This is a genomic window from Belnapia sp., assembly GCF_059504005.1.
This window is the reverse complement of the sequence record NZ_JCACHU010000044.1, coordinates 78,741-105,231: the sequence shown is the minus strand read 5'-3', so window position 1 is coordinate 105,231 and position 26,491 is coordinate 78,741. Positions and strand designations below refer to the sequence as shown.

The window sequence follows — 26,491 nt, the reverse complement described above, 5'->3', positions numbered from 1 at the left end:
TCCAGTCACGGTCTTCAGCCGCCACCGGGGTGGAAGTGATCGTGAATCTTGCGCGCGACCGTCGGGCCGATGCCGGGCGCATTCTCGAGGTCCTCCAGCGCCGCATTCCGCACCCCGCGGGCCGAGCCGAAATGGTTGAGGAGCTTCCGCTTCAACGCGCTGCCGACGCCCGGGATCTCGTCGAGCTCCGAGGTGGTGAGCGCCTTCGACCGCCCCGCCCGGTGCGTGGTGATGGCGAAGCGATGCGCCTCGTCCCGCAGCCTCTGCAGGTAGTAGAGCACCGGGTCCCGCGGCGGCAGCTGGAAGGGGGCCTGCCCGGTGCGATGGAACCATTCCCGCCCGGCATCCCGGTCGGGCCCCTTGGCGACGGCGACCAGCGGGATGTCATGCGCGCCGAGCTCGGCCATGATCTCCCGCGCGGCATTGAGCTGGCCGAGCCCGCCATCGATCAGCACCAGGTCGGGCCAGGTGCCGCTCTCGCGCTCCGGGTCCTCCTTCAGCGCGCGGCCGAAGCGGCGCTCGAAGACCTCGCGCATCATGCCGAAGTCGTCGCCCGGCCTGACGGGGCCGCGGATCGAGAATTTCCGGTAGGCCTGCTTGAGGAAGCCGCTCGGCCCGGCGGCGACCATCACCCCGTAGGCATGCGCGCCCTGGATGTGGCTGTTGTCGTAGACCTCGATCCGCTCCGGCATGGCGGGCAGGTCGAAGAGGGTGGCGACGCCCTGCAGCAGCGTCTGCTGCGCCGTGCCCTCGGCCATGCGGCGCTCCAGCGCCTCGCGCGCATTGGTCTCGGCATGCTCGACCGCCGCACGCTTGTCGCCGCGCTGCGGCCGGTGCAGCTCCACCTTTCGGCCGGCCTTGATGGTGAGCGCCTCGGCGATCAGCGCCCGCTCCGCCGGCTCGTGGCTGAGCAGGACGAGGGGCGGCGGCGGCAGGTCGTCATAGAGCTGGCCGAGGAAGGCGCCGATCACCTCCTCCGGCCCCTGCTCGCCCTTGGAGAGGAAATAGGGCCGGTTGCCGTTGTTCCGCCCGCCGCGGAAGAAGAAGACCTGGACGCAGGTCTGACCGGCGAGCTGGTGCAGCGCCACGACATCGGCATCGCCGATCCCTTCCATATTGATCCGGTCGCGCCCCTGCACATGGGTCAGGCCGCGGATGCGGTCGCGGATCGCCGCCGCGCGTTCGAATTCCAGACGCTCCGCCGCCTCCTCCATCTCGCGCGCCAGGGTCTTCTGGATGGAGGGGGTCTCGCCGGAGAGGAACTGCTTTGCCTCCTGCACCAGCTCCGCGTAGTCCTCCTTCGAGATGCGGTCGACGCAGGGCGCCGAGCAGCGGCGGATCTGGTAGAGCAGGCAGGGCCGGTCGCGGCTGTCGAAGACCGTGTCCCGGCAGGAGCGCAACAGGAAGACGCGCTGCAGGGCGGTCAGTGTCTGGTTGACCGCCCAGGCCGAGGCGAAGGGACCCCAGTAGCTCGCCCCCTTGCGCCGCTCGCCGCGATGCTTGGTGATCTGCGGATAGGGGTGGTCCTCGGTCAGCACCAGCCAGGGATAGGACTTGTCGTCGCGGAGGACGATGTTGTAGCGCGGCCGCAACTTCTTGATGAGGTTGGCCTCGAGCAGCAGCGCCTCCGCCTCCGAGGCGGTGGTGATGACCTCGAGGCTCCGCGTCTCATGCACCATGCGCCGCAGCCGCTCGGGCAGCCGGCCGACCTGGGTATAGGCGACGACCCGCTTCTTCAGCGCCCGCGCCTTGCCCACGTAAAGGGCATCGCCCTTGGCATCGAGCATCCGGTAGACGCCGGGCGAGAGGGGCAGGGTGGCCAGCGCCGTCTCGATGACCCGGACGCCCTCCATGACCGGGGCGGTATCGGCTTCTGCTAGGGTTGATTCGGGCGTGGTGCCGGCGTCACTCATACCCGGTGATAAGGGTAAGCGGCCGCCGCATCGCAACGGAGGTTTCTCCACCGATCCTGTGGAAAACTCTGTGGATGCGGTGCGGGCAGAGGGCCGGAAATGGCTGTCATCCGCCAGTCATAAGGGATTGCGCGAATTTTGAGCATTTCCGCAACATGTTGATATTAAACATTTTTCTGTTTTGAGCCCTTCGGTTGACAGGTCAAGACCTATGTTGGCCTTGACAGACCTCACGACATCGTGGGTGTCAAATTTTCCGGTGGATGATTTTCGCGGGAACCGTTGATGCTCTGCCAATTCATTCGGCCCGATTGCGCGTTCGCTCTATCGTAACGCCTACGGTTGCGGCGTCTTGAAATGCGTCCGGCTTCTCAACCGTGACGCGAGCGGATGCGACCCGAGGGTCCGCCAGCGCCGCCGCGGCGATCCGCTCGGCAAGGGTCTCGACCAGCAGCGTGTGCCCGTCCTCGGCGGCGGCGCGGGCGGCGCGCACGACGCTTTCGTAGTTCACCACCCGCCGCAGCTCGTCCGGCCCGACCGAGGCCGGTGCCGACTCGTCCTCAACCGCAAGTTCGACGCCGATGACGACGCGCTGCGGCTGCGCCTTCTCGTGCGGGTAGATGCCGAGCCGCGCCTGCAGGACGAGGCCGCGGACGAAGACCAAGCGCAGCCGCCGCGCCGCATCCGGGGCATTCATTCCTCCGGCGCCCCGGCCTCGGCGCTCGGCGCCCATTGCAGGTGCTGCCCGCCGTCGAGGGCGATCATCTGCCCGGTCATCGAGGGCAGGGCGAGGATGGCGAGCGCCGCCCGGGCGATCTCCTCCGGGCTGGTGCCGCGGCGGAGCGGGACCGACTGGCATTGGCGGCGGAACTGCTCCTCGCTCTGGCGCGGGCTCGGCAGGGCAGGGCCCGGCCCGATGCCGTTCACCCGGATGCGCGGGGCGAGGGCCAGCGCCAGCGTCCGGGTCAGCGCCCAGAGCCCGGCCTTGGAGAGGGTGTAGCTGGTGAAATGCGGCGTCAGCGACCAGACCCGCTGGTCGAGCATGTTGAGCACCAGCCCCTCCGCCTCGGCGGGCAAGGCACGGGCCATGGCCTGGGCCAGCAGGAAGGGCGCGCGGAGATTGGGCTCGAGATGCCGGTCCCAGCTCTCCCGCGTCGCATCCGCCCATTCGTCGCGCTCGAAGGTGCTGGCGTTGTTGACCAGCACCCCGATGGGGCCGAGCGCCGCCGTCGCCTCCGGCAGCAGCCGCGCCGTCCCCGCCTCCCGGCCGAGATCGGCCTGCAGCGCCAGGGAGCGGCGCCCGAGGGCGCGGATCGCCTCCGCCGTCTCCGCCGCCGCCTCGGCGCTGCCCGCGTAATGGATGGCCACGTCGAAGCCGGCCTCGGCGAGGCCGAGCGCGATTGCCCGGCCCAGGCGCTTGGCGCCGCCGGTGACCAGGGCCGCACGGGGGATGGCATCGGAGATCGGGATCATGCGCCGCGCTGTAGCGCGACGGCGGCCCGGCGTCACGCCCGCGGCTTCAGCCCGCGCCCCTGCATCACCGCCGCCTCGCCGAAGCGTGCGCGCAGCGCCTCCACCGCCTGCCAGCGCGCGGCGCGCCTCGGCGCCTCCAGGTCGGCGAGGTCGCCCCGGTCGGCGCCGGCGGCCGGCGCCAGCGGCTGCGCGCCGATGCCGATCAGCCGGAAGGGCGTGCCATCCGCCTCGCGCAGCAGCAATGGCCGGGCGGCGGCGAAGAGCGTCTCCGGTAGGCGGGTGGGGGAGGGCAGGCGGGCATTGCGGGTGCGGAGCGCGAAGCCGGCGGTCTTCAGCTTCAGGACGATGCCGCCCGCCGCCAGCTCCTTCTCCCGCAGGCGCCGCGCCAGCTTCTCGCACATCCGCCAGAGCGGCGCCTCCAGCTCCGGCACGGTGGCGAGGTCGCGGTCGAAGGTGGTCTCGGCACTGATGCTCTTGGTCTCGCGCTCCGGATTGACCGTGCGGCTGTCCTCGCCCCGCGCGCGGGCGACGAGGCCCGGTCCCTCCTCGCCGAAGCGCCGCGCCGCCTCGATCGGGGTGAGCGCCGCGAGCTGGCCGAGCCGGGTGAAGCCCGCCGCCTCAAGCCTCCGCGCCAGCGCCGGCCCGACGCCGGGCAGCAGGGTGACGGGCTGCGGCGCCAGCCACCCGGCCGCCTCCCCGGCGCCGATGACGGCGAAGCCGCGCGGCTTGTCCCGCTCCGCCGCCAGCTTGCCCATCAGCCGGTTGGCGGCGAGGCCGATGGAGACGGTGACGCCCACCTCCCGCTCCACCTCGCGGGCGAAGCGGGCGAGCACCGCGGCCGGCGGGGCGCGGTGCAGCGCCGCCGTGCCGCGCAGGTCGAGCACCGCCTCGTCGATCGAGAGCGGCTGGACGAGCGGCGTCAGCCCCTCCATCAGCCCGCGGATCTGCCGTGCCGCGGCCGCGTATTTTGCCATCTCCGGCCTGATGACGACGGCATCGGGGCAGAGCGCCAGCGCCTTGAACATCGGCATGGCGCTGCGCACGCCGCGGGTGCGGGCGATGTAGCAGCAGGCCGCGACCACGCCCCGCCTGCCGCCGCCGACGATGACGGGCATGGCCAGCAGCTCCGGCCGGTCCCGCTTCTCGATGCTGGCGTAGAAGGCGTCGCAGTCGACATGCGCGACGGTGAGGCCGAACAGCTCCGGGTGCCGCACGACGCGGCGCGAGCCGCAGGCCGGGCAGGCGGCCCGCGCCTCGGGCACCTCGCGGAAGCAGTCGCGGCAGAGGGCGGGCATGTCAGTCCCACAGCCGCGCCGCGCCGAGCACGCCGGAGCTGTCGCCATGCCTCGCCTTGAGCAGCGGCGTCCCCACCACGTCGGAGAAGACGAAGCCGCCCCAGCGCCGCGGCACCTCCTCGTAGAGATGCGCCATGTTGGAGAGGCCGCCGGCGAGGACGACGCAGTCCGGGTCGAGCAGGTTGATCACATGGGCAAGCGCCCTGGCCAGCCGGTCGGCATGGCGGGCGAGCGCTCCCGCCGCCGCCGCATCCCCCGCCGCCGCCCGCGCCGGCAGCCCGCCGGCATCGCGCGCGCCCGGCCCATCCGCATCGGCGGCCAGCGCCGGGCCGCAGAGGAAGGTCTCGATGCAGCCGCGCCGCCCGCACCAGCAGGCGGGGCCCGGATACTCCTCCGGCGTCATCCAGGGCAGCGGGTTGTGCCCCCATTCCCCGGCGATGCGGTTGCGCCCCTCCTCGATCCGGCCCTCCGTGGTGATCCCCGCCCCGCAGCCGGTGCCGAGGATGACGGCGAAGACCCGGCGATAGCCGGCCCCCGCCCCGTCCGCCGCCTCGCTCATGGCGAGGCAGTTGGCATCGTTCGAGACCCGCACCGGCCGGCCGAGCCGCGCAGCCAGGTCCACGTCCAGCCGCCCGCCGTTGAGCCAGGTGGAGTTCGCCCCCCGCACCAGCCCCGTCGCCGGCGAGAGGCTGCCGGGGATGCCGATGCCGACCGAGCCCTGCCCCCCGAGCTCCGCCTCCGCCGCCTCCACCAACCCGCCGATGAGGGCGATGACGCCGCCATAGTCGGGCGGCGTCGGCGCGCGGCGGCGGAGCCGCAGGGCGCCCGCGGCATCGAGCGCCGCGATCTCCGTCTTGGTGCCGCCGAGGTCGATGCCGAGGCGGAAGGGCATGGTGCTTGTCATGGGAGGGGCCGGGTGCTGTCCTCCCCAGCATGTCGGAAACGCTGCTCGATGTGCAGGGGCTCTCCTGCCCGCTCCCGGTGCTGAAGGCCAACAAGGCGCTGCGGGCCCTCCCGCCCGGCGGGCGCCTCGTCGTGCTCGCCACCGATCCGGCCGCCGCCCGGGACTTCCCCGCCTTTTGCGCCGAGACCGGCCATGCCCTGGTCGAGGCCGGGGAGGCGGAGGGCGTCTGGCGCTTCGTCCTGCAGAAGAGGGAGGCCGCATGAGCGTGCTGCTGCTGAGCCACCGCGCCTGCCTGCGCCACGAGACGGGCGAGTACCATCCGGAATGCCCGGACCGGCTGCGCGCCGTGCTCGCGGCGCTGGAGGCGGAGGAGTTCAGCGACCTCATCCGCGCCGAGGCGCCGGAGGCGACGGTCGAGCAGCTCGAGCGCGCCCATCCCCGCCACTATGTCGAGGCGATTCTCAGCATCCGTCCGGCCCCCGGCGAAAGCATCGCCCTCGATGCCGATACGGTGATGAGCGCCGGCAGCGCCGAGGCCGCGCTCCGCGCCGCCGGCGCCGCCACGGTGGCCGTCGACGCCGTGATGCGGGGCGAGGTGCGCCGCGCCTTCTGCGCCACCCGCCCGCCGGGCCACCATGCCGAGCCGGCGCGGCCGATGGGCTTCTGCTTCTTCGCCAATGCCGTGGTCGCGGCCCGCCATGCCCAGGCGGCGCATGGGGCGGAGCGCGTCGCCATCATCGATTTCGACGTCCATCACGGCAATGGCAGCCAGGCCTGCGTCGAGGCGGATGGGACCATCCTCTACGCCTCCTCGCACCAATGGCCGCTCTACCCGGGCACGGGCGACCGGCGGGAGCGCGGCTGCGGCAACATCTTCAACGCTCCGCTTCGGGCCGGGGCGGACGGGGCGGCGTTCCGCGAGGCCTGGGAGGGGCTGCTGCCCGCGATCGAGGGATTCGATCCGGACCTGCTGGTGATCTCGGCCGGGTTCGATGCCCATGCGCGGGACCCGCTGGCCCAGCTGCGCCTGCGCGAGGCGGATTTCGCCTGGGTGACGGAGGCGCTCTGCGCCATCGCCGAGCGGCGCTGCGGCGGGCGCGTCGTCAGCCTGCTGGAGGGCGGCTACGACCTCGACGCGCTGGCCTCCAGCACGGCGGCGCATGTACGGGTGCTGATGCAGGCTTGAGGACCGGCCCGCCTCCGACGGGCGGAACCTGATGCCACAGCAGCCGTTCGATCTGCCCGAATGGCTCGCCCGTCCTCCTTTCACCAGTCCGATGCATCGCTGCTCGCCCTTGCAGAGGCGGTACGAGATACGGGCTACGGCTTCGTCACGCCGACGCCTGCGACGCATGCCCGGGTCAACCGCCGGCCCGGCAATGCCGTGGCGCGGGACCTCCGCGGCGTCCTCGGCTGGAGCCGCCCCTTCGCGCCGGAGGTGATGCCGCCCGGCCTGTTCGAGCTGATGCGCCGGGCCGAGGCAGCGGTGCCCGAGGCGGAGGGCGGGCTGTGGCGCAGCCTGGTGCGGCTCTCCTCCCTCGCCGGCGAGCTCTTCCTCCATTCTGCCTTCCCGACCAGCGCCGCCGATGCGGTGTTCTTCGGCCCCGACACCTATCGCTTCGCCGCGGCCATCCAGGCGGAGCTCGCCACCCGCACCGCGCCCATCCGGCGCGCGGCCGATATCGGCTGCGGCGCGGGCCCGGGCGGGATCGTCATCGCCAAGGCCCGGCCGGAGGCGGAGGTGGCGATGCTCGACATCAACGAGGTCGCGCTCCGCCTCGCGCGGGTCAATGCCGCGCTCGCCGGCGCCACGCGCGCCATGGCGCTGCGGAGCGACCTTCTGGGCGGGGTGGGTGGCGAGTTCGACCTCATCGTGTCCAACCCGCCCTACCTGCTCGACCCGGCGCGGCGGGCCTACCGGCATGGCGGCGGGGCGCTGGGCGAGGGGCTCTCCATCGCCATCCTGGAGGCCGCGCTCGGGCGCCTCGCGCCGGGCGGCACCCTCCTTCTCTACACCGGCGTCGCCATCGTGGACGGCCAGGATGCCTTCCTCGACGCCGCGACGCGGCGCCTCGCCGGAAGCGGCCTTGCCTGGGGCTACCGCGAGGCCGATCCGGACGTCTTCGGCGAGGAGCTGGAAGGCGACACCTATGACCGGGCCGACCGCATCGCCGCGGTCGTCCTCACCGTCACGAAGCCAAGGAGTTGACCGATGCCTGAAGGCAGCCTGTACCCGACGAACACGCCGGAGGACGCCGCGCAGGATCGGCTGCAACGCCGGCTCGCCGAGCTCAACCGCCGCCGCTTCACCCCGGCCCTGCCCGAACGCGACTGGGCCGAGGACCGGGAGGAGATGGCCGCGCTGGAGCGCGAGGAGATCGCCTTCATCGAGGAGCGCCGCGCCGCGGTCGCCGCCCGCGCCGCCGAGGCCCCGACCGACCCGGACGGCTTCGTCGCCTGGTTCGAGGAGCTGGACCGCAGCGGCCCCGGCCAGGGCGACCCGCTCTTCCCCTGGCTCGCCGAGCGGGCCTCGATGGCGGAGATGCGCTGGTTCCTGACGCAGGAGGTCGCCGGCGAGGCGGGCTTCGAGGACCTGGCGGCGCTGACCCAGGTGCGGATGCCGCAGCAGCCGAAGCTCGAGATCGCCCGCAACTACTGGGACGAGATGGGCCGTGGCAATCCGAAGGGCATGCATGGCCCGCTGCTGGAGACGCTCGCGCACCGGCTCGGCCTGGAGCCGCGGATCGAGACGACGGTGTGGGAGTCCCTCGCGCTGGCTAACACCATGGCCGCGCTCGCGGCCAACCGGCGCTATGCCTACCACTCGGTCGGCGCGCTCGGGGTGATCGAGCAGACGGCACCGGGCCGCTCGGCCCTGGTCGCCAAGGGGCTCAAGCGGCTGAAGGTGCCGGCGGGCGACCGGCACTATTTCGACCTGCATGCCATCCTCGACGTGAAGCACTCCGCCGCCTGGAATGCCGAGGCCATCCGACCGCTCGTCGCCGAGGATCCGCGCTATGCCACGGCCATGGCCGAGGGCGCGCTGATGCGTCTGGAATGCGGCGCGGCCTGCTTCGCGCGCTACCGGCGGGCGCTGCGCCTCGCGCTCTGAGCCGGTGGATTAGAAAGGAGGCAACGGGAGGCCGCGCCGCCTGTCGCTCTGCCGGTTCCAGCGCTCGAACTGGTCGCGCGTCAGGTTGCGGCGCGCCTCGCGCGGGCCGTTGATGGCGCGGTCGGTCGCCTCCTTCTCGCGCTGGCGGGCCCACCAGGCGTCCAACTGGCGCTGCCGCTCGGCGGGCGTCGCCGGGGCCGGGGGCAGCTGCTGCGCCGCGGCCGGCCAGGCCGCGCCGATCAGGCCGAGGAGGAGGAGGCGCCGCGTCATTCTTGGCATATCGTGTTCCGCGCCCTGTCTTGCGAGGGGCGCCGCCGGACAGGAGGATGGGCCATGACCGATGCCCCGCCGCTCGCCGGACTGCTGGAGACCGCGCTCTATGCCGATGACATGGCGCGGGCGCGCGGCTTCTACGAAGACGTGCTCGGCCTCGCGCCGATGTTCGCCGATGAGCGGCTGACCGCCTATCCGGTCGGCGGCCGGAGCGTGCTGCTGGTCTTCCTCCGCGGCAGCACGACGGCGACCGTGCATCTGCCGGGCGGCACCATCCCGCCGCATGACGGCATCGGCGGCGTGCATGCGGCGCTGGCCGTCACGGCGGAGGCGCTGCCGGCCTGGGAGGCGCGGCTGGCCGAGCACGGCATCGCCATCGAAGGGCGGACGCGCTGGCCGCGCGGCAGCGAGAGCGTCTATTTCCGCGACCCGGACGGCAACCTGCTGGAACTGGCGACGCCCGGGCTCTGGCCGGTCTGGTAGCCTTGCCCGCGGTGCCCGTCCGGCCTATGGCGCGGGCAGCAAGGGGATCGGGCGATGAGCGGCACCAACCAGCGGATCGACGGCAAGCGGCTGTGGGACAGCCTGATGAGCATGGCCGAGATCGGCGCGACGCCGAAGGGCGGCGTGAAGCGCCTGACCCTCACCGAGGTCGACCGGCAGGGGCGGGAGCGGTTCCATGGCTGGTGCGAGGCGCTCGGCCTCGCGGTGCGCGTCGACGCCATCGGCAACATGTTCGCAAGGCGCGAGGGACGCGACCCGAACCGCCTGCCGGTGCTGATGGGAAGCCATCTCGACAGCCAGCCCTCGGGCGGGAAATTCGACGGGGCTCTCGGCGTCATCGCCGGGCTCGAGGTGATGCGGACGCTGCATGACCTCAACATCCAGACCGAGGCGCCGGTCGAGCTGGTCAACTGGACCGATGAGGAGGGCAGCCGCTTCGGCCATTCGCTGATGGGCAGCGGCGCCTGGGCCGGCGTCTATCCGCTGGAGAAGGTCTACGGGCTGCGCGACGTCGAGGGCGTCTCGGTGGAGGAGGCGCTGACCGCGATTGGCTACAAGGGCGAGGCGCCGGCAGTCCCGTTCCCGGCCGATGCCTATTTCGAGCTGCATATCGAGCAGGGGCCGACCCTCGAGCGCGAGGGCAAGCAGATCGGTATCGTCACCGGGGCGCAGGCGCAGGTCTGGTACGATGCGGTCGTCACCGGGCAGGACGCACATGCGGGGACGACGCCGCCCTCGGCGCGGCGGGATGCGCTGGTCTGCGCGGCGCGGATCATCGACCTCGTCGACCGCATGATGCGGGCCCGCGGCGAGGACGGGCGCGGCACGGTCGGGCAGCTGCATGTGCTGCCGAACAGCCGCAACGTGGTGCCCGGCGAGGTGCGGTTCAGCGTCGAGTTCCGCCACCCGGACTTCACCGAGATCGAGCGGCTGGCGGCGCAGTTCCCGCGCGAGGCGGGCTTCATCGCCCGCGACTGCGGGACGCCGCTGAAGCTCGAGGAGCTGTTCCTGCTGCCGGCGCAGCCCTTCGACCCGGGCTGCGTCGACCTGGTGCGGCAGGCGGCGGCGAGGCTTGGGCTGCCGGCGCGGGAGATCGTTTCGGGCGCCGGGCACGACGCGGTCTATGTGGCGCGGAGCGTGCCGACGGCGATGATCTTCACGCCCTGCAAGGACGGGCTGAGCCACAACGAGGCGGAGAGCATCGAGCCGGGCGAGGCGGAGGCGGGGTGCCAGGTGCTGTTCGAGGCGGTGGTGGCGCGGGCGAACCGGGCGGCCTGAAAAGGACAAGCCTTGATGCGGCAGCCGGGCGGGCCGTTGAGCTTGCCCGGTCTTTCGCCCGGCCTTGAGGATTTGACGGATTGAGGCGGGGCTTCCGCTCCCCCCGGGCGCATTCCCACCCCGGGTGATTAGGCTATGGCAACAAAGAGGGGGCGGCGTCCAGTGCCCGGCCGGATCAGGCGCCGACCCACTGGGCGATGAGGTAGGCGACCGTCGCCGCGAGCGCGCCGATGCCGAAGGTCTGCACCGCGCCGCGGACCGGGGGGAGGCCTGTAGCCCGCGCCTTCAGCCAGCCGAAGGCAAGCAGGGCGAGGCCGGTCAGCGTGGCCGAGGCGGCCAGCGCAGGCCGCGTCTCCGCCATCAGGATGTAGGGAGAGAGCGGGATCAGCCCGCCCACCGCATAGGCGCCGCCGATGGTGGCTGCCGAGCGGGCGGCACGGCCCTGGATGGGCTCGGCCAGCTCCAGCTCGAAGCGCATCATGAAATCGACCCAGCGGCGGCGGTCGGCGGCGATGGCCTCGGTGGCATTGCGCAGGGTCTCGCCGCGCAGGCCGTAGCGGTGGAGGATGGCGGCGACCTCCCACCGCTCGCGGTCGGGGTAGTCGCGGGTCTCCTGCTCCTCGCGGGCGCGCTCGGCCAGGAAATGCTGGGCCTCGGTGCGGGCGGCGAGGTAGCCGCCGAGGCCCATGGCGACGCAGCCGGCAGCGATCTCGGCGAGGCCGGCGGTGACGATCAGCGGATTGGCGGCGACGGCGCCGGAAAGGCCGGCGGCCAGCGCGAAGGGGACCGTGAGGCCATCCGCCATGCCGATGACGAGGTCGCGGACTGTTTCGGAGGCGGTGAAATGCTGCTCGCCCTCGGGCGGGCCGGGGGGCGCGGGCGGCAGTTCCTCACGGGGAAGGGCGGTGTTCATACGGCATGGTACCGCCGGCCGCGCGGGCGCGCATGTCCGGCCTCGGATCTCCGCCGCGAAGATGCGCCGCCGGACGGACCCCAAGGGCTGGCCCCATGCCCCGGGGCCGCGGCAGCCGGCTTCGATTTCGCTGGTCTCCCGGGCGGAAGACGGTCTTCATTGCGAGATCGAGATATGGAAGGGTCACCCAGGATGCCGCCGGATTTCGGGACTGCCGCGTTCCTGCAGGACCCCCTGGCCTTTGCCAACGCCAACATCATCCTCCCGGCGAATTTCGGCGCGACCGCCAGTGCCGGCCGCATCCACGAGATGACCTGCGGTACTCGCCGAATGCCGTGGGCAAACGCCATGGCGCCGTCATTCCCATCTATTCCCTGTCCAGGCCGGCGCCGAACGACCCTCCCGGGCAGAGCTTCTTCGCCTACTGGTGCCCCTATGCGCAGAACAAGACCTTCTCCGTCACGCTCGGGAACGGCGCGAAATTCATGTTCACCGCCACGATGGATGGGTGCAGCTTCGGTGTCGGCAGCCCAGGCGGGCCGGGCACGGTGCGGGTCGGGCATGCCAACACGGCCGCGCTGGGCGCGGCGCTGGAAGAGGCCGGGCTGGATGTCGCGCGGCAGCAGCAGGCCCTTGGGCAGCGCAATGCGCTCTGGGCCGAGCTTGGCTCCTCGAACCTGTCGATCATCGGCCCCGGCCAGTACCGGAACGACCATGACGGCGCCGCCGTGCTGACCTCGACGACCTTCGGCTGGCACGACCTCGGCAAACCTTGGGTCTTCTTCACCCAGCGCTACTACAAGCACTCGCCCCCGGGGTCCTTCCAGACCACGCGCTACCTCCGCGACGTGATCCAGCAGGTCTGACCGACCGCCGAAGCCGGTCAGGGCGCGCCGGACCGCGCGGGCCGTGCCGCCCGCCCGGGTTGCCCCTCCCGGCCTCGCGCCCTATAGGGCGCGCAGCGCAGGAGAAACCCGCCTTGGCCAGCCTCGAACCCGACTCCCAGCCCCAGGCCAGGCCCAACCCGGCGCTGGCGCTGCAGGCCGGGATCCTCGCCCGGCCGGCGACGGAGGAGCGGCGGATGGCGGATGCCATCCGGGCGCTGGCGATCGATGCCGTCGAGACGTCGAAATCCGGCCATCCCGGCATGCCGCTCGGCATGGCGGATGTGGCGACGGTGCTGTTCGGTCAGTTCGTGAAGTTCGACGCGGCCGATCCGCACTGGCCGGACCGGGACCGCTTCGTGCTCAGCGCCGGGCACGGCTCGATGCTGCTCTACGCGGTCCTGCACCTCACCGGCCAGCCGGGGATGACGATCGAGGACATCCGACAGTTCCGGCAGCTGCATTCGCCGGCGGCGGGGCATCCGGAATTCGGCGAGGCGCCGGGCATCGAGACGACGACCGGGCCGCTCGGCCAGGGCATCGGCAATGCGGTGGGGATGGCGCTGGCCGAGCGCATCCTGGCGGCGCGCTTCGGCAAGAGCCTGGTCGACCACCGCACCTGGGCGATCTGCGGCGATGGCTGCCTGCAGGAGGGGATCAGCCATGAGGCGGCCTCGCTCGCCGGGCATCTCGGCCTCGACAAGCTGACGCTGCTCTGGGACGACAACAGCGTCACCATCGACGGCTCGACCGAGCTGTCCTTCACCGACGACACGCTGCGGCGCTTCCAGGCCTATGGCTGGGCGGTGCGCCGCGTCGACGGGCATGACACGGCCGAGGTGGCGGCGGCGCTGGCCTGGGCCTGCAGGACGCCGAAGCCGGTGCTGATCGCGTGCAAGACCATCATCGGCTTCTCCGCCCCGAAGAAGGCGGGGACGGCGGCGAGCCATGGCAGCCCGCTCGGCCCCGAGGAGGCGGCGGCGGCGAAGTCGGCGCTGGGCTGGAACCACCCGCCCTTCGAGGTGCCGGAGGGCTTGCGCGAGCGTTGGGAGGCGGTGGGGCGGCGCTCGGCGGCGACGCGGCGGGCCTGGCTGAAGCGGCTGGCGAAGCACCCGATGAAGGCCGAGTTTGAGCGCGCCATCGCCGGACGGCTGCCGGAGGCCTGGCACGAGGCGCTGGCGGCGCTCAGGGTGAGGACCGCGGAGGAGCGGCCGAAGCTCGCCACCCGGATCGCCGGCCAGCGGGCGCTGGAGGCGCTGGTGCCCTCCATCCCGGAGCTGGTCGGAGGCTCGGCCGACCTCACTGGCTCCAACAATACCAACGTGAAGGGCGTGCCCTCGGTGAGGCCGGGGGATTTCTCAGGCCGCTACGTGCATTACGGCGTGCGCGAGCATGGCATGGCCGCGGCCATGAACGGGATGGCCCTGCATGGCGGCATCATCCCCTACGCCGGCACCTTCCTCGTCTTCGCCGACTACATGCGGCCGGCGATCCGGCTGGCGGCGCTTATGCGCCAGCGCGTCATCCATGTGCTGACGCATGACAGCATCGGCCTCGGCGAGGACGGGCCGACGCACCAGCCGGTGGAGACGCTGGCGGGGCTGCGCGCCATCCCGCATCTCTTCGTCTTCCGCCCCGGCGATGCGATGGAGACGGCGGAGTGCTGGGAGCTCGCGGTGAAGCGGTCGGACGGGCCGAGCGTGCTGGCGCTGTCGCGGCAGCCCCTCGCCCCCTTCCGCGGCGAGGCGGGCGAGAATCGGTGTGCGCGTGGCGGTTACGTCGTCGCGGAGGCTTCCGGGCCGCGGCGCGCAACCTTGATCGCCACTGGCTCGGAAGTGTCCCTCGCGGTGGTTGCCCGGGCGGCGCTGGAGGCTGAAGGTATCCCCACGGCCGTCGTCTCGCTGCCCTGCTGGGAGCTGTTCGTCGCCCAGGATGGCGGGTACCGCGAGCAGGTGCTGGGCAGCGCGCTGCGCGTCGGGATCGAGGCGGCGCTCGGCTTCGGCTGGGAGCGCTGGCTGGGGCCGGAGGGGCTCTTCATCGGGATGGAGGGCTTCGGCGCCTCCGGCCCGGCGGAGGAGCTGTACCGCCATTTCGGCCTGACCGCCGAGGCGGTGACGGCGGCGGTGAAGAAGCGTATCGGGTGAGCCCATCGGGCTCCAATCGGGAAGAGGAAGACGAGCATGGCCGTGAAGGTCGGGATCAACGGGTTCGGGCGCATCGGTCGCCTGGTGCTGCGCGCGATGATCGAGAGCGGGCGCGACGACGTCGAGTGCGTCGCCATCAACGACCTCGGCTCGGTCGAGGCGAACGCCCACCTGTTCCGCTACGACAGCGTCCATGGCCGCTTCCCGGGCGAGGTGCAGGTCGAGGGCAACTCGATGATCATCTCGGCCAATGGCCGGCGCTACGCGCCGATCAAGGTGACGGCCGAGCGTGACCCGACCAAGCTGCCCTGGCAGGGCGTCGACGTCGCGGCCGAGTGCACGGGCATCTTCACGAACTCCGACAAGGCCTCGCTGCTGCTGCAGTCGGGCGCGCGGAAGGTGCTGGTCTCCGCCCCCGTCACCTGGGCCGAGGCGCATGCCGACGACAGCGCGCAGGCGACCATCGTCTACGGCGTGAACCACAAGATCCTGAAGCCGTCGCACCAGATCGTCTCGAACGCCTCCTGCACCACCAACTGCCTGGCCCCCGTCGCCAAGGTGCTGCACGAAAAGTTCGGCATCCTGCGCGGCTACATGGTGACCATCCACGCCTATACGGGCGACCAGAACACGGTCGACACGCTGCACAAGGACCTGCACCGGGCGCGGGCCGCGGCGGTGTCCGCCATCCCGACCTCGACGGGTGCGGCGAAGGCCGTCGGCCTCGTGCTGCCGGAGCTGAAGGGCAAGCTGGACGGCACCGCCATCCGCATCCCGACGCCGAATGTCTCGCTCATCTCGCTCGACGTGAACCTGAAGGCCGAGGGCGTGACGAAGGAGATGGTGAACCAGGCGATGAAGGAGGCCTCCGAGGGCGAGCTGCGCGGCATCCTCGGCTACAACACGGCGCCGCTGGTCTCGATCGACTTCAACCATGACAGCCATTCCTCGACCTTCGACGCGACGCAGACCCAGGTGGTCGACGGCGCGCTGGTGCGGGTGATGAGCTGGTACGACAACGAGTGGGGCTTCTCCAACCGGATGTCGGACACCGCGGCGCTGCTCGGCAGCCTGTAAGACCAGACCAACGCGGCGCCCGCCCCCTGCTGGGCGGGCGCCGGCATGAGGACCCCTCGGATGCCCCGCTTCCGCACGCTCGACGACCTCGACCCCAAGGGCCGCCGCATCCTGCTGCGCGCCGACCTCAACCTGCCGGTGCGCGACGGCGTCATCACCGACCGCACCCGGATCGACCGGCTGGCGCCGACCATCCAGGAGCTGGTGGAGAAGGGCGGGCGAGTCATCCTCTGCAGCCATTTCGACCGGCCGAAGGGCAGGCGCGTGCCGGAGATGTCGCTGAAGCCGATGCAGGAGGCGCTGGCCCAGGCGCTCGGCCGGCCGGTCGGCTTCGCCGATGACTGCGTCGGGCCGGAGGCGGAGGCAGCGGCCGCCGCGCTGCGGGACGGCGAGGTGCTGCTGCTCGAGAATACCCGCTACCATGCGGGGGAGGAGGCGAACGACCCGGCCCTCGCCGCCGCGCTGGCGAAGCTCGCCGAGGTCTATGTGAACGACGCCTTCTCGGCGGCGCATCGCGCGCATGCCTCGACCGAGGGCGTGGCGCGGCTGCTGCCTTCCTATGCCGGGCGGCTGATGCAGGCGGAGCTGGAGGCGCTGGACGCGGCGCTCGGCAACCCGGCGCGGCCGGTGGTCGCCATCGTCGGCGGGTCCAAGGTCAGCACCAAGCTCGACCTGCTCGGCAACATGGTGAAGCGGGTCGACGTGCTGGTCATCGGCGGGGCGATGGCGAATACCTTCCTCGGCGCGCAGGGGCATGCCATGGGCAAGTCGCTGCAGGAGGCCGGGATGTACGACACCGCGCGGTCCATCCTGGAGACCGCCCGGGCGTCCAATTGCGAGATCATCCTGCCGAGCGACCTGGTGGTGGCGGCGGCCTTCGCCGAGCATGTGCCGACGCGGAAGGTGGGCATCGATTCGGTGCCGGCGGACATGATGGCCCTCGATGTGGGGACGGATACCATCGCCGCGATCGAGGCGCGGCTGCGGCAGGCCTCGACCCTGGTCTGGAACGGGCCGCTCGGCGCCTTCGAGACGCCGCCCTTCGATGCGGCGACGGTCGCGGTGGCGCAGTCGGTGGCGGGGCTGACGCAGTCGATGGGGCTGAAGTCGATCGCCGGCGGCGGGGATACCGTCGCAGCGCTGAAGCATGCCGGGGTCGAGGAACGGATGACCTATGTCTCGGCCGCGGGCGGCGCCTTCCTCGAATGGCTGGAGGGGAAGACGCTGCCGGGAGTCGCAGCGCTGGAGAGCGCCTAGGTTTCAGGCAGATGCGACCAAAACCTACTGGACGGTTAACGGGCGTGGGCGCGATGCTGCGGCATGCGCATTCCGCCCCGCGACCGCCGCTATCGCGCTTCCGCCTTTACCGGGGATTCAGACCTCGAGGGCATGATCCGGCGCATGATCAGCGCCAATGCGCTCGCCGCCGTCACGACGCAGGTGGCACAGACCAGGCCGGCCCAGCCGGTCAGGGGCGTCGGCCCGGGGCAGAACGGCCCGTCCGAGGCCGCCCAGCCCGGACAGCGGACGCTGGAGGCGGTTCCGGCGGCGCCGGCCCGGCCGCCGCCGCGCGGTTCCCTGCTCGACCTGCGCGTCTGAGCTTGCGTCGGCCGGAGGGGCCACCCATCCTCTGGCCATGGCGAGCTTCGTGCGCAGCGTCCCGGAAGGTGAGGACCGCGAGCGGCTGACCTGTGCCGATTGCGGTTTCATTGCCTATGAGAACCCCAAGATCGTCGTCGGCAGCGTCGTCGAGGTCGAGGGACAGGTCCTGCTGTGCCGCCGGGCGATCGAGCCACGGCGCGGCTTCTGGACCCTACCGGCCGGCTACATGGAAATGGCCGAGACGGTGGAGGAGGGCGCCCGGCGCGAGGCCTGGGAGGAAGCCCAGGCGCGAATCGCGATCGAGGGCGTGCTCGCCATCTATTCCATCGCCCGCATCGGCCAGGTGCAGGTGATCTTCCGCGCCGGGCTCGCCGAGCCGGGCTTCGCGCCGGGGCCGGAGAGCCTCGAGGTGCGGCTGTTCCGCTGGGAGGAGATCCCCTGGGGCGAGATCGCCTTCCCCTCCGTCCAATGGGCCCTGAATCGGTGGCGGGAGGCGGCGGGGGCACCGCTCGGCCTGCCGGCGATGAACCCGCCCGAGGATGCCAGGGGCCTGCGGCCGCTGCCGGGAGGTGCGCTGTGAGGCGGACGCTGCTCGCGCTGCTGCTGCTCGCCGGGCCGGCGCTGGCCGAGGAGGCGGCGGTGCTCTCGCCGGGGCCGGAGGCGCGGCCGCCGGAGCGGGCGGCGCCGGCACGGCCACGGCCCCGCACGCCGGCGCTGCGGAAGCCGCCGCCGCTCGACCTGTCGAAGCAGGCGGCGCGGCCCCTGCCGCCGCGCCAGCCCCAGCTCGGCAGCCTGGCGCCGGTGCCGAACCGCGATGTCGAGCGGCAGCCGACCCTGCCGGACCCGCGGACGACCCTCGGCCCCAGCCTGCTCTACCGGAACCTGCCGGGGCGGGGTCTGGCGGAGGAGGGCGCGCCCAACCTCCTCGAGGAGAAGCTTTACCGGCCGGCGCCGGGGGCGCGGCTCAGGGTGCCCTTCGCCTATTGAGGCTTGAGGCCGCGGCCGACGTTCCAGACCGGGTCGGGGGTGGTCCAGAGCACCGGGTCGCGCATGGCCGCGGCCAGCGCCCGGGTGACGGCGGCGAAGATGGCCTCGCCCTTCTCGGCGGTGGCGGCGCGCGGGTCGCCGCGGACGCCGGTTCGGGGCGCGCGCTCCTCGAAGGAATAGAAGCGGACGAAGCCCGTGGGCGGGTTGGGCGGAGGGTTGGAGAGGCTCTCGGCGATCCTGTCCTGGCGGACCTGAGCCGCGTCGAGAGCCAGCCAGAGGCTCGTCTCGCCCTCGCAGGCGTGCTGGACGCCGGGCTGCGTCGTCAGGATGGCGCCGATCTCCTTGGCCGCGACCTGGGGCCAGGTGGTGGTGACGATGGGGATGCCGAACTCGACCGCGAGCTCCCGCCCGGCGACGGCCAGCGGGTCGATATTGCCGCCATGGCCGTTGACGATCAGCAGGCGGCGGAAGCCGTCCGCCACCAGCGAGCGGACGACGCAGCGGAGCACGGCCTGGAAGGTGGCGTGGTCGAGGGTGATGGTGCCGCCGAACGGCAGGTGATGCTCCGAGAGGCCGAGCCAGAGCGGGGGCAGGACGGCGACGGGGAGGTCGTCGGCGACCGCAGCGGCGGCGCGAAGGGCGAATTCATGGGCGCAGGCGCTGTCGGTCCAGACCGGAAGGTGCGGCCCGTGCTGCTCGAGGCTGCCGATCGGGAGGATGACGAGGGCATCGCGGGCAGCGAGGGCCTTCAGCTCGGGGCCGGTCATGCGGTCCCAGCGGATCTCGGTCGGCATCGCTGTCTCCCCCTCTCATTGCGCAGCGGCAATGGCCGCCATGGCTTCCGCCACAGTCTCGCGCACCGCGACGTCGGTGGCAAAGCGGAGGCCAGCGACCACGATGGCGGCGCGGGCGCCGGCCGCATGGCGCTCCTCGGAGGGCCGGACCAGGACGATGCGGTCGAGCGCTAGGTAGGTGCGGCTGCCGTTGAGGTCGGTGAGCGCGACGAGGCGGAGGCCGGCCCCCTGCAGGCGGCGGATGACGAGCTCCAGCCCCTCGCTGCTGCGCTGCTGGACATAGGCGGTGGTGTCGAGGACGGTCGCGCCGTCGAGCCGGGCGACGCGGACCACCTGCCTGGCGTTCAGCCGGACCGCGGCACGGCCTTCCGTCGGGACCAGTTCGATGAAGCTCGCGGGCGGTTCCTGGGCCGCGGCGGCGGGGGTAAGGAGGAGGAGCGGCAGCAGGCGCCGGGGGATCATGGCAGGCCGACCAGGCCTCTCGCATAGTCGCGGGCGGTGAAGGGTCGGAGGTCGGCGGCCTTTTCGCCGACGCCCACCACATGCACGGGCAGGCCGAATTCCTGGGCCAGCGCCACAACGACGCCGCCCTTGGCGCTGCCGTCGAGCTTGGTGACGGCGAGGCCGGTGACGTCGACCATCTCCTTGAAGACCTTCACCTGTTGCACGGCGTTCTGGCCGGTGGTGGCGTCGAGCACCAGGAGGACGGAATGCGGCGCCTCGGGGTCCACGCGCTTCATCACGCGGACGACCTTGCGCAGCTCCTCCATCAGCGCCGTCTTGTTGTGGAGGCGGCCGGCGGTGTCGACCAGCAGCACCTGGGTGCCGGCGGCACGGGCGGCGGTGAGCGCGTCGAAGGCGAGGCCGGCGGCATCCGCGCCCTCCTTGGCCGGGGTGAAGACGCGGGCGCCGGTGCGCTCGCCCCAGATCTGCAGCTGCTCGACGGCGGCGGCGCGGAAGGTGTCCCCGGCGACGAAGGCGCAGGAGAGGCCCCCCTCGCGGTATTGCTGGCCAAGCTTGGCGATGGTCGTCGTCTTGCCGGTGCCGTTGACGCCGACCACCAGCACGACATGCGGGGCGCGGCCCGGCTCGAGGGTGAGGGGCTGCGCGACCGGGGCGAGGATGGCCGCGATCTCCTCGGCGAGCGCGGCCTTCACCTCTTCATCCGTCACTTCCTTGCCGAAGCGGGTGCGGCGGAAGCCCTCCACGATGCGGCGGGCGGCGGCGACGCCGAGATCGGCGCTGATCAGCGTATCCTCCAGCTCCTCCAGGGCTTCCTCGTCGAGGCGGCGCTTGCGGAAGAGGGTGGTGACGCTCTCGGTGAGCCGCGCGGTGGAGCGCGAGAGGCCGGTGCGGAGGCGGGTGAACCAGCCGGTGCGGGCGGCCTCTTCCGATGCGTCGGCGGGGAGGAGGGCGGGGACCTCGGGCGACGGCTCGATGGCGGGCTCGGGCGGCGGCGGGGCGGGCTTCTCCTCCTCCTCGATCTCGGCCGGGGCAGGCACGGCGCCGATGCGGGCGAGCGGGGCCTGGGGGGTGAAGGGGGGCGGCACCGGGAGGGGTGCCATCGGCAGCGAGGGGCCGGCCGGTCCGGGAAGGGTCGGGGCGCCTTGGGGGGGCTCCGGCTCCGGCAGCTGGCCGGGCGGGGTGGAGAGGGGGGCCTCGGTCTCGGTGGGCGCCTTGCCGCGGAGGCGGCCGATCCAGTCCTTCAGCGCCATGGTCAGGCGGCCTCGGCGAGGAGGCCGTCGGCATCGGCGGCGGTGACGCGGAGGCGGCGGAGCGTGCCCGGCTCGGCCCGGCCGGCGGCCAGGCGGATGGGGGCGAAATGCGCGGTGTGGCCGCGATCCTCACGCTCGAACAGCACCGCTTCCTCCTCGCCAAGCCGCGCCGCGTAGAAGCGGGCCGCGCCCTCCGCGCCCGCCGCGCGGAGGCGGGCGGCGCGGGCCTTTCGCACCGGCATCGGCACGGCGGGCATGCGGGCGGCGGGCGTGCCGGGGCGCTCGGAATAGGGAAAGACATGCAGGAAGGCGAGTTCCATCTCGCCGACCAAGTCGAGCATCTCGGCGAAGTGCTCCTTCGTCTCGGTGGGGAAGCCGGCGATGAGGTCGGCGCCGAGGGCAATCCCTGGCCGCAGCGCCCGGGCGCGGCGGACCACCTCGATGGCGTCGGCCTTGAGGTGGCGGCGCTTCATGCGCTTCAGGATGAGGTCGGCGCCGTGCTGCAGCGAGAGGTGGAGATGCGGCATCAGCCGCGGCTCCTCGGCGATGAGGCGCCAGAGGTCGTCGTCGATCTCCACCGGGTCGAGGGAGGAAAGGCGGAGGCGGGGCAGCTCCGGCACCAGGGCGAGCAGGCGGCGGATCATCTGGCCGAGGCGCGGCTGGCCGGGGAGGTCGGGGCCGTAGCTGGTGATGTCGACGCCGGTGAGGACGACCTCCTTGTAGCCATGGGCGACGAGGGCGCGGGCCTGCTCGACGATGGCGCCGATCGGGACGGAGCGGGAGGGGCCGCGGCCATAGGGGATGACGCAGAAGGTGCAACGGTGGTCGCAGCCCTGCTGCACCTGGACGAAGGCGCGAGCACGGCCGGCGAATTCGGTGACCAGATGCGCCGCGGTCTCGGTCGCGGCCATGATGTCCGTCACCGGGGCGGGAGGGGCGTCGAGCACCCAGGCTTCCGGCTTCAGCTTCTCGGCATTGCCAATGACGCGGGTGACGCCGGGCAGAGCGGCCCATCGGTCGGGCGCGATCTGGGCAGCGCAGCCGGTGACGATGATCGGTGTGCCCGGATTCTCGCGGGCGGCGCGGCGGATGGCCTGGCGGGCCTGGCGCTCGGCCTCCGCCGTCACGGCGCAGGTGTTGACGATGATCCCGCGCTGGCCCGCCTTGCCGGCCAGGTCGCGCATGGCTTCCGACTCATAGGTGTTGAGGCGGCAGCCGAAGGTGAGGAGCTCGAGCGTCACGGCTGGGGTATCATTGGGGCAGGGCGTCGAGGTCGATGGTGCCGGTGAAGGCGGTGGCGACGGGGCCGGTCATCAGCACATGGCCGTCGGCGCGCCACTCGATGAAGAGGTCGCCGCCGGGGAGGGTGACCGTCGCGGCCCGGTCGGTCAGGCCGCGGCGGGCGGCATTCACCAGCGCGGCGCAGGCGCCGGAGCCGCAGGCGAGGGTCAGGCCCGCGCCGCGTTCCCAGACGGTGAGGCGGATATGCTCCGGGTTGAGGACCTGGACGAAGCCGATATTGGCGCTTTCCGGGAAGAGCGGGTCCCGCTGGAGGCGGGGGCCGAGCGTCTCGACCGGGACGGCGTCGAGGTCGGGGACGAAGACGGTCGCATGCGGGTTGCCCATGGAGCAGGCGGCGGCGTCGGCCACGGGCAAGTGGAGGGTGTCCATCGCCCGGGCGAGGGGGACGTCCTGCCAGCCGAGGCGGGCGGGGCCCATATCGGCGCGCCAGAGGTCGCCGAGGCGCTCGACGGGAAGGTCGCCGGCGATGGTGCGGACGGTGATGCGGTCGGCGCCGGTCTCCTCGGCGACCAGGGAGGCGATGCAGCGCGTGGCATTGCCGCAGGCGCCGGCCTCGGAGCCGTCCGGGTTGCGGATGCGCATGAAGACATCGGCGCCGTCCGTGCCCGGCTCCATGACGATGAACTGGTCGCAGCCGATGCCCCGCCGCCGGTCGGCGATGGCGGCGGCGCGGGCGGGCGTCATCGGCAGCTCGGCGCGGCGTGCGTCGAGCAAGACGAAATCGTTGCCGAGGCCGTGCATCTTGCGGAAGGGAACCATCACGGGGGGAGATATGCCCCGTGCGGCGCGCTCTTCCAACCCTACCGTTTCAGGATGGAGCCCAGCACGCCGCGCAGGACGGCCTGGCTGATCTGCCGGCCGACCGAGCTGCCGATGCTGCGGGCGGCGGATTTCGCCATGGATTCGGCCACGCCCTCCCGCTTGCCGCCGCGGCCGGTCAGGATGTCGCCGAGGATGCCGCCCATGCCGCCGCCGTCCTGCGGGATCTGCGGGACGCGGCTGGTGCGGCCAGGGCGCGGCGCCGGCAAGGGGGGCAGGGAGGTGGCGCCGCCCCAGGGATTGCTGTCGCGGGTCGGCGCCGGGCCGCTGCGCCAGGGACCCGAGGCCGGGGCTGCGGTGGTGCGGCCCTGCAGCCGCTCATAGGCGGAGTCGCGGTCGATCGCCTGGTCGTAGCGGCCGGCCAGCGGGCTCGCCGCCAGCGCCGCGGCGCGCTCCTCGGGCGTGATGGCGCCGATGCGGCCGCGGGGGGGCAGGATGCGCGCCTGCTCCACCATGCTCGGCGTGCCGTCCTCCTGCAGCGTCGAGACCAGGGCTTCGCCGACGCCGAGATGGGTGATGGCGTCCTCCACCCGGAGCTTCGGGTTGGGGCGGAAGGTCTCGGCGGCGGCGCGGACGGCCTTCTGCTCGGCGGGGGTGAAGGCGCGGAGCGCGTGCTGGACGCGGTTGCCGAGCTGGCCGAGCACGGTCGCCGGGAGGTCGAGCGGGTTCTGGGTGACGAAATAGATGCCGACGCCCTTGGAGCGGATCAGGCGGACCACCGTCTCCACCTTCTCCACCAAGGCCTTGGGGGCATCGCGGAAAAGGAGATGCGCCTCGTCGAAGAAGAAGACGAGCTTCGGCTTCGGCAGGTCGCCAACCTCGGGCAGCTCCTCGAACAGCTCGGAGAGGAGCCAGAGCAGGAAGGTGGCGTAGAGGCGGGGGGAGGCGATCAGCTTGTCGGCGGCGAGGACGTTGACGGCGCCGTGGCCGTCGGGGGTGAGGAGCATGAGGTCGGCGAGGGAGAGCGCAGGCTCGCCGAAGAACTGCTCGCCGCCGGCCTGCTCCAGCATCAGCAGGCGGCGCTGGATGGTGCCGATGGTCGCCTTGCTGACATTGCCGTAGGTGGCGCCGAGCTCGCCGGCGCGCTCCGCCACATGCGTCAGGATGGCGCGGAGGTCCTTGAAGTCGAGCAGCAGCAGGCCCTCGTCATCGGCCAGCTTGAAGGCGATGGTGAGCACGCCCTCCTGCGTCTCGTTCAGCTCGAGCATGCGGGCCAGCAGCAGCGGGCCCATCTCGGCGACCGTCGCGCGCAGCGGGTGGCCCTGCTGGCCGAAGACGTCCCAGAGGATGGCGGGGGAGGGCTGATAGGCGAAGTCGGCCTCGCCGAGCTCGTGGGCGCGCTGCTCCAGCTTCGGGTTGGGGCGGCCGGGCTGGGAGAGGCCGGCGAGGTCCCCCTTGATGTCGGCGCAGAAGACGGGAACGCCGGCGCGAGAGAAGCCCTCGGCCAGCGTCTGGAGCGTGACGGTCTTGCCGGTGCCCGTCGCGCCGGCGACCAGCCCGTGGCGGTTCGCGCGGGAGAGGAGGAGGGTGCAGGGGCGCTCGCCGGCGCCGATCAGGATATGGTCCGCCATGGGATGGTTATAGGCGAGGGCGGCGGCGCTTGCATCCCGGGCGTGGCGCCGCTATACGCCGCCCTCTCCCGCGCAGGATTGTCTTGCGCGCTCCGCGCGACGGGCCTGTAGGGCATGCCCGGCCGCGGCTTCGTGCGCCCTTGCGGCGCGCATCCACGACCGGCCAGGAGGTCCAAATGCCCAAGATGAAGACGAAGTCTTCCGTGAAGAAGCGCTTCAAGGTGACGGCCACGGGCAAGGTGCTCGCCGGCCCCGGCAAGAAGCGGCACCAGCTGCGCAACCGCTCCTCCAAGGTGAAGCGGCAGAACACCGGGACCCAGGTGCTGCGGCACCAGGACGGGCTGACGGTGATGCAGTGGGCGCCCTATGGGCTGGTCCGGTAAGGGGGTCTGATCCATGGCACGCGTCAAGCGGGGCGTCACTGCGCACGCCCGTCACAAGAAGGTCCTCAAGCTCGCCAAGGGCTATGTCGGCCGGTCTTCCACCAATTTCCGTCCCGCGCTGGAGCGGGTCGAGAAGGCGCTGCAATACGCCTATCGCGACCGCCGCAACAAGAAGCGTGACTTCCGCGGCCTCTGGATCCAGCGGATCAACGCCGCCGTCCGCGAGCATGGGCTGACCTACTCGCAGTTCATCGCCGGCATCAAGGCGGCGGGGATCGATCTGGACCGCAAGGTCATGGCGGCGATCGCCTTCGACGATCCCGCGAGCTTTGCGGCGCTGGTCGAGAAGGCCCGCGCCGCACGTCCGGCGGCCAGCCCGGCCGCCTGACACCTCCCGTCCTTCGGGAAAGCTGTTGCGCAAGGGGCCGCTCCCGGCAGGGTGCGGCCTTTTGCCTGTTCGGGACCTGATGCATGAGCGATGACCTCGACGCCCTCCGGGGCGAGACCGCCGCAGCCCTCGCCGCCGCCGCCGATCTCCGCGCCTGGGATGCGGTGCGGGTCGGGACGCTCGGCAAGAGCGGGCGGCTGACGGCGCTGCTGAAGGGGCTCGGCGGCGTGCCGGCCGATGAGCGCCGCGAACGCGGGGCAGCGCTCAACCGGCTGAAATCGGAGCTGGAGGCGGCGCTCGAGGCGCGGCGGGTGGCGCTCGACGGGGCGGCACTGGAGGCGCGGCTGGCCTCGGAGCGGATGGACGTGTCGCTGCCGCCGCGGGCGCATCCGCCGGGCGAGCCTGGGGGCATCCACCCGATCAGCCGGACCATCGAGGAGCTGACCGCGATCTTCGGCGCCATGGGCTTCCGGGTGGCGGAGGGGCCGGACATCGAGAGCGACTGGCTGAACTTCTCGGCGCTCAACATCCCGGAGCACCATCCGGCGCGGCAGGACCACGACACCTTCTACCTGCCGGCGGGCGCCGATGGGCGGCGGCCGGTGCTGCGGACGCATACCTCGCCGGTGCAGGCGCGGACCATGCTGGGCCAGGAGCCGCCGATCCGCGTCATTTGCCCAGGGCGGACCTGGCGGGCGGACCACGACGCGACGCACAGCCCGATGTTCCATCAGGTCGAGGGGCTGGTGATCGACCGCGGCATCACGCTCGGGCACCTCAAGGGCTGTATCATCGACTTCCTGCGCGCCTTCTTCGGCATTGGCGACCTGCCGGTGCGGTTCCGGGCCTCCTACTTCCCCTTCACCGAGCCCTCGATGGAGGTCGATGTCGGCTGGAACCGGAAGACCGGCGAGCTCGGCAAAGGGGGCGACTGGCTGGAGATCCTGGGCTCGGGCATGGTGCATCCGCGGGTGCTCGCCAATTGCGGCATCGATGCGCGGGAGTGGCAGGGCTTCGCCTTCGGCATGGGGATCGAGCGGATCACCATGCTGAAGCACGGCATGCCGGACCTGCGCCCCTTCTACGAGAGCGACCTGCGCTGGCTCAGGCACTGGGCGGCCGACCCGCTCTCGCCCCCGTCCCTCACGGAGGGTGTGTGA

29 protein-coding genes are annotated in these 26,491 nt (G+C 72.3%); 16 read left to right on the top strand and 13 right to left on the bottom strand.

The window, feature by feature from the left end; translation table 11 throughout:
- Nucleotides 1–14: 14 nt before the first annotated feature.
- The 5 genes from uvrC to AC5JJ1_RS06680 form a co-directional block, all read right to left on the bottom strand.
- Nucleotides 15–1,913, bottom strand: a complete 1,899-nt coding sequence (gene uvrC / locus AC5JJ1_RS06700) for an excinuclease ABC subunit UvrC (RefSeq protein WP_495784331.1) — start codon at nucleotides 1,911–1,913, stop codon at nucleotides 15–17.
- Nucleotides 1,914–2,211: 298 nt separating this feature from the next.
- A complete protein-coding gene (gene folB / locus AC5JJ1_RS06695; protein WP_495784330.1) occupies nucleotides 2,212–2,610 on the bottom strand; it encodes a dihydroneopterin aldolase in 399 nt (132 codons plus the stop codon).
- Nucleotides 2,607–3,386, bottom strand: coding sequence for an SDR family oxidoreductase (locus tag AC5JJ1_RS06690; RefSeq protein WP_495784329.1), 780 nt, complete (start codon nucleotides 3,384–3,386; stop codon nucleotides 2,607–2,609). Before AC5JJ1_RS06690 ends, folB begins: the two co-directional genes overlap by 4 nt.
- A gap of 32 nt (nucleotides 3,387–3,418) precedes the next feature.
- A complete protein-coding gene (locus AC5JJ1_RS06685) occupies nucleotides 3,419–4,681 on the bottom strand; it encodes a DNA polymerase IV (protein WP_495784328.1) in 1,263 nt (420 codons plus the stop codon).
- 1 nt (nucleotide 4,682) lies between these two features.
- Entirely contained in the window at nucleotides 4,683–5,573 is an 891-nt protein-coding gene (locus AC5JJ1_RS06680) for an ROK family protein (protein WP_495784327.1), read from the bottom strand.
- A 41-nt stretch (nucleotides 5,574–5,614) separates the two neighbouring features.
- On the opposite strand from AC5JJ1_RS06680, the gene AC5JJ1_RS06675 reads away from it, so the two are divergent.
- From AC5JJ1_RS06675 to AC5JJ1_RS06660, 4 genes are read left to right on the top strand one after another with little or no spacing between them, the layout of a single operon-like run.
- The gene (locus AC5JJ1_RS06675) at nucleotides 5,615–5,848 is read left to right on the top strand and encodes a sulfurtransferase TusA family protein (RefSeq protein ID WP_495784326.1); all 234 of its coding nucleotides are present in this window, start codon (nucleotides 5,615–5,617) and stop codon (nucleotides 5,846–5,848) included.
- Nucleotides 5,845–6,771, top strand: a complete 927-nt coding sequence (locus AC5JJ1_RS06670) for a histone deacetylase family protein (RefSeq protein WP_495784325.1) — start codon at nucleotides 5,845–5,847, stop codon at nucleotides 6,769–6,771. Before AC5JJ1_RS06675 ends, AC5JJ1_RS06670 begins: the two co-directional genes overlap by 4 nt.
- Before the next feature lie 60 nt (nucleotides 6,772–6,831).
- Nucleotides 6,832–7,794, top strand: coding sequence for a methyltransferase (locus AC5JJ1_RS06665; protein ID WP_495784324.1), 963 nt, complete (start codon nucleotides 6,832–6,834; stop codon nucleotides 7,792–7,794).
- A gap of 3 nt (nucleotides 7,795–7,797) precedes the next feature.
- The gene (locus tag AC5JJ1_RS06660) at nucleotides 7,798–8,697 is read left to right on the top strand and encodes an iron-containing redox enzyme family protein (RefSeq protein ID WP_495784323.1); all 900 of its coding nucleotides are present in this window, start codon (nucleotides 7,798–7,800) and stop codon (nucleotides 8,695–8,697) included.
- Nucleotides 8,698–8,706: 9 nt separating this feature from the next.
- Here AC5JJ1_RS06660 and AC5JJ1_RS06655 read toward each other — a convergent pair whose 3' ends face one another.
- A complete protein-coding gene (locus AC5JJ1_RS06655) occupies nucleotides 8,707–8,967 on the bottom strand; it encodes a hypothetical protein (RefSeq protein WP_495784322.1) in 261 nt (86 codons plus the stop codon).
- Nucleotides 8,968–9,030: 63 nt separating this feature from the next.
- Between AC5JJ1_RS06655 and AC5JJ1_RS06650 the strand changes: the two genes are divergently transcribed.
- Together AC5JJ1_RS06650 and AC5JJ1_RS06645 are read left to right on the top strand one after the other, a co-directional pair.
- On the top strand, nucleotides 9,031–9,453 hold the full coding sequence (locus tag AC5JJ1_RS06650; protein ID WP_495784321.1) for a VOC family protein: 423 nt from the start codon (nucleotides 9,031–9,033) through the stop codon (nucleotides 9,451–9,453).
- A gap of 54 nt (nucleotides 9,454–9,507) precedes the next feature.
- Nucleotides 9,508–10,752, top strand: coding sequence for a Zn-dependent hydrolase (locus AC5JJ1_RS06645; protein ID WP_495784320.1), 1,245 nt, complete (start codon nucleotides 9,508–9,510; stop codon nucleotides 10,750–10,752).
- A gap of 175 nt (nucleotides 10,753–10,927) precedes the next feature.
- On the opposite strand, the gene AC5JJ1_RS06640 is transcribed toward AC5JJ1_RS06645, so the two are convergent.
- Nucleotides 10,928–11,665 (bottom strand): VIT1/CCC1 transporter family protein, encoded by a 738-nt coding sequence (locus AC5JJ1_RS06640; protein WP_495784319.1) that lies wholly within the window; start codon nucleotides 11,663–11,665, stop codon nucleotides 10,928–10,930.
- Nucleotides 11,666–12,000: 335 nt separating this feature from the next.
- Here AC5JJ1_RS06640 and AC5JJ1_RS06635 point away from each other — a divergent pair, with 335 nt between their 5' ends.
- From AC5JJ1_RS06635 to AC5JJ1_RS06605, 7 genes are all read left to right on the top strand, one after another.
- Nucleotides 12,001–12,531, top strand: a complete 531-nt coding sequence (locus AC5JJ1_RS06635) for a hypothetical protein (RefSeq protein WP_495784318.1) — start codon at nucleotides 12,001–12,003, stop codon at nucleotides 12,529–12,531.
- Between the two features lie 215 nt (nucleotides 12,532–12,746).
- Nucleotides 12,747–14,693, top strand: coding sequence for a transketolase (tkt, locus tag AC5JJ1_RS06630; RefSeq protein ID WP_495784408.1), 1,947 nt, complete (start codon nucleotides 12,747–12,749; stop codon nucleotides 14,691–14,693).
- Between the two features lie 36 nt (nucleotides 14,694–14,729).
- Complete coding sequence (gene gap / locus AC5JJ1_RS06625; protein WP_495784317.1) at nucleotides 14,730–15,770, top strand: type I glyceraldehyde-3-phosphate dehydrogenase; 1,041 nt, start codon at nucleotides 14,730–14,732, stop codon at nucleotides 15,768–15,770.
- A 60-nt stretch (nucleotides 15,771–15,830) separates the two neighbouring features.
- Nucleotides 15,831–17,027, top strand: a complete 1,197-nt coding sequence (locus AC5JJ1_RS06620; protein ID WP_495784316.1) for a phosphoglycerate kinase — start codon at nucleotides 15,831–15,833, stop codon at nucleotides 17,025–17,027.
- A 63-nt stretch (nucleotides 17,028–17,090) separates the two neighbouring features.
- Nucleotides 17,091–17,369 carry a hypothetical protein gene (locus AC5JJ1_RS06615; RefSeq protein WP_495784315.1) on the top strand — a complete coding sequence of 93 codons (279 nt, stop codon included), beginning with the start codon at nucleotides 17,091–17,093 and terminating at the stop codon, nucleotides 17,367–17,369.
- 37 nt (nucleotides 17,370–17,406) lie between these two features.
- Nucleotides 17,407–17,952 carry an NUDIX hydrolase gene (locus AC5JJ1_RS06610; RefSeq protein WP_495784314.1) on the top strand — a complete coding sequence of 182 codons (546 nt, stop codon included), beginning with the start codon at nucleotides 17,407–17,409 and terminating at the stop codon, nucleotides 17,950–17,952.
- Complete coding sequence (locus AC5JJ1_RS06605) at nucleotides 17,949–18,359, top strand: hypothetical protein (RefSeq protein ID WP_495784313.1); 411 nt, start codon at nucleotides 17,949–17,951, stop codon at nucleotides 18,357–18,359. Before AC5JJ1_RS06610 ends, AC5JJ1_RS06605 begins: the two co-directional genes overlap by 4 nt.
- On the opposite strand, the gene AC5JJ1_RS06600 is transcribed toward AC5JJ1_RS06605, so the two are convergent.
- The 6 genes from AC5JJ1_RS06600 to AC5JJ1_RS06575 all read right to left on the bottom strand — a co-directional run bounded on the left by AC5JJ1_RS06600 (nucleotide 18,353) and on the right by AC5JJ1_RS06575 (nucleotide 24,560).
- On the bottom strand, nucleotides 18,353–19,153 hold the full coding sequence (locus AC5JJ1_RS06600; protein WP_495784312.1) for a creatininase family protein: 801 nt from the start codon (nucleotides 19,151–19,153) through the stop codon (nucleotides 18,353–18,355). The two genes, AC5JJ1_RS06605 and AC5JJ1_RS06600, sit on opposite strands and share 7 nt — an antisense overlap.
- 15 nt (nucleotides 19,154–19,168) lie before the next feature.
- On the bottom strand, nucleotides 19,169–19,615 hold the full coding sequence (locus tag AC5JJ1_RS06595) for a hypothetical protein (RefSeq protein ID WP_495784311.1): 447 nt from the start codon (nucleotides 19,613–19,615) through the stop codon (nucleotides 19,169–19,171).
- Nucleotides 19,612–20,592, bottom strand: coding sequence for a signal recognition particle-docking protein FtsY (gene ftsY, locus AC5JJ1_RS06590; RefSeq protein ID WP_495784407.1), 981 nt, complete (start codon nucleotides 20,590–20,592; stop codon nucleotides 19,612–19,614). Before ftsY ends, AC5JJ1_RS06595 begins: the two co-directional genes overlap by 4 nt.
- 278 nt (nucleotides 20,593–20,870) lie before the next feature.
- Complete coding sequence (gene mtaB / locus AC5JJ1_RS06585) at nucleotides 20,871–22,109, bottom strand: tRNA (N(6)-L-threonylcarbamoyladenosine(37)-C(2))-methylthiotransferase MtaB (protein WP_495784310.1); 1,239 nt, start codon at nucleotides 22,107–22,109, stop codon at nucleotides 20,871–20,873.
- A gap of 10 nt (nucleotides 22,110–22,119) precedes the next feature.
- Nucleotides 22,120–22,929, bottom strand: coding sequence for a diaminopimelate epimerase (gene dapF, locus AC5JJ1_RS06580; protein ID WP_495784309.1), 810 nt, complete (start codon nucleotides 22,927–22,929; stop codon nucleotides 22,120–22,122).
- A 41-nt stretch (nucleotides 22,930–22,970) separates the two neighbouring features.
- Nucleotides 22,971–24,560 carry a helicase HerA-like domain-containing protein gene (locus tag AC5JJ1_RS06575; RefSeq protein ID WP_495784308.1) on the bottom strand — a complete coding sequence of 530 codons (1,590 nt, stop codon included), beginning with the start codon at nucleotides 24,558–24,560 and terminating at the stop codon, nucleotides 22,971–22,973.
- 176 nt (nucleotides 24,561–24,736) lie between these two features.
- On the opposite strand from AC5JJ1_RS06575, the gene rpmI reads away from it, so the two are divergent.
- The 3 genes from rpmI (at nucleotide 24,737) to pheS (ending at nucleotide 26,491) form a co-directional block, all read left to right on the top strand.
- Complete coding sequence (gene rpmI / locus AC5JJ1_RS06570; RefSeq protein ID WP_495784307.1) at nucleotides 24,737–24,943, top strand: 50S ribosomal protein L35; 207 nt, start codon at nucleotides 24,737–24,739, stop codon at nucleotides 24,941–24,943.
- A 13-nt stretch (nucleotides 24,944–24,956) separates the two neighbouring features.
- On the top strand, nucleotides 24,957–25,331 hold the full coding sequence (gene rplT / locus AC5JJ1_RS06565; RefSeq protein WP_495784306.1) for a 50S ribosomal protein L20: 375 nt from the start codon (nucleotides 24,957–24,959) through the stop codon (nucleotides 25,329–25,331).
- Between the two features lie 83 nt (nucleotides 25,332–25,414).
- Entirely contained in the window at nucleotides 25,415–26,491 is a 1,077-nt protein-coding gene (pheS, locus tag AC5JJ1_RS06560) for a phenylalanine--tRNA ligase subunit alpha (protein WP_495784305.1), read from the top strand.